This window comes from Prevotella rectalis, assembly GCF_900607215.1.
Lineage (GTDB): Bacteria > Bacteroidota > Bacteroidia > Bacteroidales > Bacteroidaceae > Prevotella > Prevotella brunnea.
Genome location: NZ_LR027822.1, coordinates 708,511 through 713,191 on the forward strand (window position 1 = coordinate 708,511; position 4,681 = coordinate 713,191).

At 43.6% G+C, this 4,681-nt stretch carries 8 protein-coding genes and 1 pseudogene; 1 reads left to right on the plus strand and 8 read right to left on the minus strand.

Features of this window, described 5'->3' with window-relative positions; all coding sequences use genetic code 11:
- Nucleotides 1-188 precede the first annotated feature (188 nt).
- Entirely contained in the window at nt 189-335 is a 147-nt protein-coding gene (locus E0E16_RS14840) for an IS1/IS1595 family N-terminal zinc-binding domain-containing protein (protein ID WP_130830373.1), read from the plus strand.
- A gap of 75 nt (nt 336-410) precedes the next feature.
- On the opposite strand, the gene E0E16_RS11270 is transcribed toward E0E16_RS14840, so the two are convergent.
- From E0E16_RS11270 to E0E16_RS11315, 8 genes and pseudogenes are all read right to left on the minus strand, one after another.
- Nucleotides 411-830: a plasmid mobilization protein gene (locus tag E0E16_RS11270; RefSeq protein ID WP_130830374.1), complete on the minus strand. Its 420-nt coding sequence runs from the start codon at nt 828-830 to the stop codon at nt 411-413.
- Nucleotides 831-1,093: 263 nt separating this feature from the next.
- Entirely contained in the window at nt 1,094-1,600 is a 507-nt protein-coding gene (locus tag E0E16_RS11280) for a DUF3408 domain-containing protein (RefSeq protein WP_025877775.1), read from the minus strand.
- Nucleotides 1,588-1,902, minus strand: coding sequence for a helix-turn-helix domain-containing protein (locus E0E16_RS11285; RefSeq protein ID WP_025877773.1), 315 nt, complete (start codon nt 1,900-1,902; stop codon nt 1,588-1,590). The genes E0E16_RS11280 and E0E16_RS11285 overlap by 13 nt, the downstream gene beginning before the upstream one ends.
- 450 nt (nt 1,903-2,352) lie before the next feature.
- The gene (locus E0E16_RS11295; RefSeq protein ID WP_025070208.1) at nt 2,353-2,862 is read right to left on the minus strand and encodes a DUF3408 domain-containing protein; all 510 of its coding nucleotides are present in this window, start codon (nt 2,860-2,862) and stop codon (nt 2,353-2,355) included.
- The gene (locus tag E0E16_RS11300) at nt 2,850-3,164 is read right to left on the minus strand and encodes a helix-turn-helix domain-containing protein (RefSeq protein WP_130830375.1); all 315 of its coding nucleotides are present in this window, start codon (nt 3,162-3,164) and stop codon (nt 2,850-2,852) included. Before E0E16_RS11300 ends, E0E16_RS11295 begins: the two co-directional genes overlap by 13 nt.
- Before the next feature lie 20 nt (nt 3,165-3,184).
- A pseudogene (locus tag E0E16_RS11305) lies at nt 3,185-3,453 on the minus strand (helix-turn-helix domain-containing protein).
- Between the two features lie 590 nt (nt 3,454-4,043).
- Complete coding sequence (locus E0E16_RS13695; protein WP_165444228.1) at nt 4,044-4,289, minus strand: hypothetical protein; 246 nt, start codon at nt 4,287-4,289, stop codon at nt 4,044-4,046.
- 24 nt (nt 4,290-4,313) lie between these two features.
- Nucleotides 4,314-4,681 (minus strand): DUF1896 family protein (locus E0E16_RS11315; protein WP_130830651.1); only part of this gene is annotated, 368 nt, incomplete at its 5' end.

Here is a 4,681-nt window from a genome sequence, read left to right on the forward strand (position 1 = left end):
GCTGAATCGCCACCCGAGGTAACAGAAAATGAATAAGGGGGCTTGTCACTAACATGCTGTCATCCGAACTATTGTGTCTCAATGAGTTGGAATGAGGATTTCTATGTTTAGCGGACAGTAATATTTTTGTAACCCAAAACAAAGAAAAAATGAACTTACGAGAATGATTCGGTACTTTATGCTCCAGATTGGGAGTTGAGTTTCAATGTCCGCATTGCCACTCAAACAATATTATCAGAAGTGGTAAAAGTAGTACAGGTAAACAACGCTACCGATGTAAGAATTGCCAGAACAGTTTTATTACCGTCTACAACATACAAAGCCTATCTTCCTAACATTGATAACTGGCCAAAGAGGGATTGGGCAATCACAGCACGATACTAACGTTGGGCATTCTGATTTATCAGCATTCATTCTTGTTTACTCTCAAGGGATTTTGTTAGTTGCACTGCTTGCTGTTGCAGTCTGATGAGAATTTGCGAATAGGTTTCGAGTTTGCTGAGCAGTTGTTGAGCAGTGGTGACAGAATGATAAGTATTGAGGACTTTCACGGCTTCGTTGTATAGCACGCCTATCTTATGAGTCATGTCAACGATTTCGGAGAGTTTCTCCAAGTAAGGCTCTTTTGCAGGGTCTTGGGTGATGACCTTAAAGGCTTCACCTAAAAGTCTTGCTCGGACAAAGTCGCTCTTTGTCTTTGCTCCCGACTTGCGATAGAGTCTGATAAGTTTCTGCTGGTCTTCGAAATTAGGTATCCTGATGTGCCATCTGTCCCATCGTGGGCAGGTGGCACATCTGCCGTCTGGCTTCTTTTGTTTTTGCTTCTTCATTGCTTTCTAATCACGACTTTGGAGTGATTTAATCCCCCATTTGGGGCAAGGGTCTTTGTGGTACAAATGGCAATTTGTGGTACAAAGACACACCTTGCTGATGTAGAAAATGGGATTATAAGCCCATGCCGTGTTACTGCATTCACTGAATACAGTAACTCAGCGTAGGCTTGCATTCGAGGAATGCAGTACTTCAGAGTTTCCGCCAGCATTCACTGAATACAGTAACTCAGCGTAGGCTTGCATTCGAGGAATGCAGTACTTCAGAGTTTCCGCCATCTTTCCACATCATCTTTGTATTGGTCGAGATGTTCTCGAAGCACCTGCTCCACATATCCTGAAACGCTTGCTCCCTGCTCACCGATTTTCCTCACCACGAAGTCCAACTTTTGTTGAGTTTCCTCTGATACATACACTGCTTTGCGGTGGCTGTTGCGAAAGGGCTGGAGATATTTCCCCTGAAACTCGGATAATTGCTTCCTGTCCCTTGTTTTTCCCATTCGTTGATGATTCTCTTCGGTAGAAGTAGCCCTTTCCGTTGGTGACAACTCTGTTTCTTGATAGGACGGTTGAGAATAGTCCTTGTGACTCTGCTTCTCATTTTGTTCCTCAACTTTAACAGGCTCAAATCTTTTCTTTTCCTCTTCATAATCTATCGGCTGATCAAAATCGGGCAACTCTTCGGGCTTGCGGAGCTTAACTCCATAATTGCCCATATCTCGAAGGGCTTGTTCCAGACGTTGTTTCCTTTGTTCATCTATTCTTGCCATAATTTCTTGGGTATTGCGTTATAATGCCTTTCAAGCATTGTTTGTATGTCGCTCTGTTTGTAAAGTATCTTCCCTCCGATTTTGTAGAAAGGAAGCGTTCCTAAGTTTCTGTACTCTTGGAGCGTACGTGTGCTGAGCCGTAATTGGCTGCAAACCTCCTCGCCAGTGAGGTAAACCTCTCCGCCCAGCATCGGACGGGCTGTGGAACAATAACGCTCCAGTTTCTTCAAAGTACCCTCCATCAACTGTGCAAACATCTGCATTTGAGGGTCTTGCTGTGTAATGATTTCTTTCTCTTCCATAGTTCATTCTGTGTTTGATTTCATTCATTAAGACACCACTCGTAGATCTCTTCGAAAGGACTGATTTCAATAATGTCAAAGAACTCGATTGTCCCCTCTTTCCGGGGTTATTTGATTAATATTTAACTGGTCCCGATTTTAACGGGACACTAATGAAAATACATATTCGGACATCCCTTTTCGTCATCAAATACACGAAAAGATGGGATACCAGAATAGTCTTGTTTTTTCGATACAACTTTAAAATAAGAAAGGGGGTAAATGATAATCACGACTTCGGAGTGATTTAATCCCCTTTCGGGGCAAGGGTCTTTGTGGTACAAATTGCAATTTGTGGTACAAAGACACACCTTGCTGATGTAGAAAATGGGATTATAAGCCCCTGCTGTGTTACTGCATTCATTGAATACAGTAACTCGGCGTAGGCTTGCATTCGAGGGATGCAGTAGTTCAGAGTTTCCTCCATCTTTCCACATCTTCCTTGTATTGGTCGAGGTGTTCCCGAAGTACCTGTTCGACATATCCCGAAACGCTCGCTCCATGCTCACCGATTCTCCGCACCACGAAGTCTAACTTTCGTTGGGTTTCCTCTGATACATACACGGCTTTGCGGTGGCTGTTGCGAAAGGGCTGGAGATATTTCCCCTGAAACTCGGATAATTGCTTTCTGTCCTTTGTTTTTCCCATTCTTTGATGAAATTCTTCGGTAGAAGTAGCCCTTTCTGTTGGCGACAACGCTGTTTCTTGATAGGACGGTTGAGAAAAATCCTCGTTACTCTCCTTGTCATTTTGTTCCTCAACTTTATCAACAGGCTCAAACCTTCTCTTTTCCTCTTCATAATCGGAGGGCTGGTCAAAATCGGGTAACTCTTCGGGCTTGCGGAGCTTAACGCCATAATTTCCCATATCTCTAATGGCTTGTTCCAAGCGTTGTTTCCTTTTTTCATCTATTCTTGCCATAATTTCTTGGGTATCGGGTTATAGTGTTTTTCAAGCATGGCTTGTATGTCGCTCTGCTTGTATAGTATCTTCCCTCCGATTTTGTAGAAAAGAAGCGTTCCTGAGTTTCTGTACTCTTGGAGCGTGCGTGTGCTGAGTCGTAAGTGGCTGCACACTTCCTCGCTCGAAAGGTAAACCTCGCCATCTAACATCGGACGAGCTGTGGCACAATAACGCTCCAGTTTCTTTAAGATGCCCTCCATCAGTTGTGAAAACAACTGCATCTGAGGGTCTTCCCGCATAATGATTTCATTCTCTGCCATAATTCATTCATTCTTTGATTTCAATCCTTGACTGCATTCAGCATTTCACAGATGTCGGTCTGTTTGTAATAACACTTGTGTCCAATCATGGAGAAAGGGATTTTGCCCGTATCTCGGTATGATTGTAGGGTACGCTTACTGATGCCCAAACGCTTGCACACGGCTTCGTTGTCGAGCCATTCGTCCGTTTCGGGCGGATTGCGATGAGTCTTTCTACTCGGTGGATAAAGTCTGCAAATTCAGAGCGATGTCGCTCCCACGCTTTGCGGTCGATGATAATGAGTTTCATTGCATTCTTTTTATTTTGATTACATTATTGTTGCTCGGCAAACAAACTCATATACAGTCTGTTGCCACTATTGTTGTGTGCAAAGGTAAGCGTAGAACTACATTGAACAAAGCAACGCAGAAAAGCAAGGAAATAGAAGGAAGAGAAGAGAAATTAGTCTGTCAGTCTGAAAAGCTCCTAAGCTTTCACCAAAAAGCTCTTAAGCTTTCATTAAAAAGCTTATAAGCTTTTTGTAAATAACTTATAAGCTTTTGTCAGATTGCTTATAAGCTTTTCATAGAAAGCTCATAAACTTTAAGCGCAAAGGCTGGTAGTTTTCCCTATCAGATTTGGAGCTGTCGCTGAAAAATTCTTATGTTCTGTATAAGATGGTGTTATTGCGGTAATGAGATGAGGTGCCGGCTCGTCCCTTTTATTATCTTGTTGTTTTATCGATAATTCGATAGTTCGACAAATCGAGATGTCGAAGTGTCGATAGATAGTTTTATCGATAGATTATTTTGACGATATATAGTTTTGACAACAGATAGTCATGACAACAAATTGTACAAACAATAGATTGTCCGTATTATCGTCAGTCCTATCTGTTGTTAGTTGTTACGCCTTGCGTCCAAAGAGCCTGAGTATGCCGTATTCTTGTCGTGCCTATACTCTCTACGGCAGCCCAGCCCTGCAAGGTTGGGAGAGATGAATACGACCGCACGGATATTGGGAATTGCGATACAGCCATGAAATAAGAAAAATCCTGCGGTGGAGATTCTTCTCTCCATCCGCAGGACTCGACCTTTCAGGGCAGACAGGCTGCCGTTGTACCTTTGCACGATAAGAAACGGCATCAGGAACTTTGCGTGCGCCTTTGCCTACAATGCCTTCGGGCTTGCTTCCTCCGTCTGTTTGACCATTGGCAGGTTGTTGCTCTCGATGAGCAGCACTATCGTGCCTGTCAGTTCGGTGTAAAGACGGTCGTATTGTCCGCTTGCGGCAAATGCGTCCGTCAGTTCATACCCAGCGAATGTGGCTTGAACAGCCTTGTTCGCCAACAACAAAAGTGAAAGCCTCTCGGGGAGCGGTGCAGGAAGTTCCCTCTCAAACTCGTCCTCTAAGACAGAAACAAGGGTATCGTACTTTGAGAAATGCAGTCCACTGAAAAGCACTTCACTTGCTATTCTTTCTGCTTCTAAATGATTAAAACCTTGCGCCACGGCATCGCAGTAGGCGGTCAGTGCTA

Excerpts from the sequence above, each read along its gene's own strand:
- E0E16_RS11270 (WP_130830374.1), bottom strand. The coding sequence starts at position 830 with ATGAAGAAGCAAAAACAAAAGAAGCCAGACGGCAGATGTGCCACCTGC.
- E0E16_RS11280 (WP_025877775.1), bottom strand. The coding sequence starts at position 1,600 with ATGGCAAGAATAGATGAACAAAGGAAACAACGTCTGGAACAAGCCCTT.
- E0E16_RS11285 (WP_025877773.1), bottom strand. The coding sequence starts at position 1,902 with ATGGAAGAGAAAGAAATCATTACACAGCAAGACCCTCAAATGCAGATG.
- E0E16_RS11295 (WP_025070208.1), bottom strand. The coding sequence starts at position 2,862 with ATGGCAAGAATAGATGAAAAAAGGAAACAACGCTTGGAACAAGCCATT.
- E0E16_RS11300 (WP_130830375.1), bottom strand. The coding sequence starts at position 3,164 with ATGGCAGAGAATGAAATCATTATGCGGGAAGACCCTCAGATGCAGTTG.
- E0E16_RS13695 (WP_165444228.1), bottom strand. The coding sequence starts at position 4,289 with ATGCCGTTTCTTATCGTGCAAAGGTACAACGGCAGCCTGTCTGCCCTG.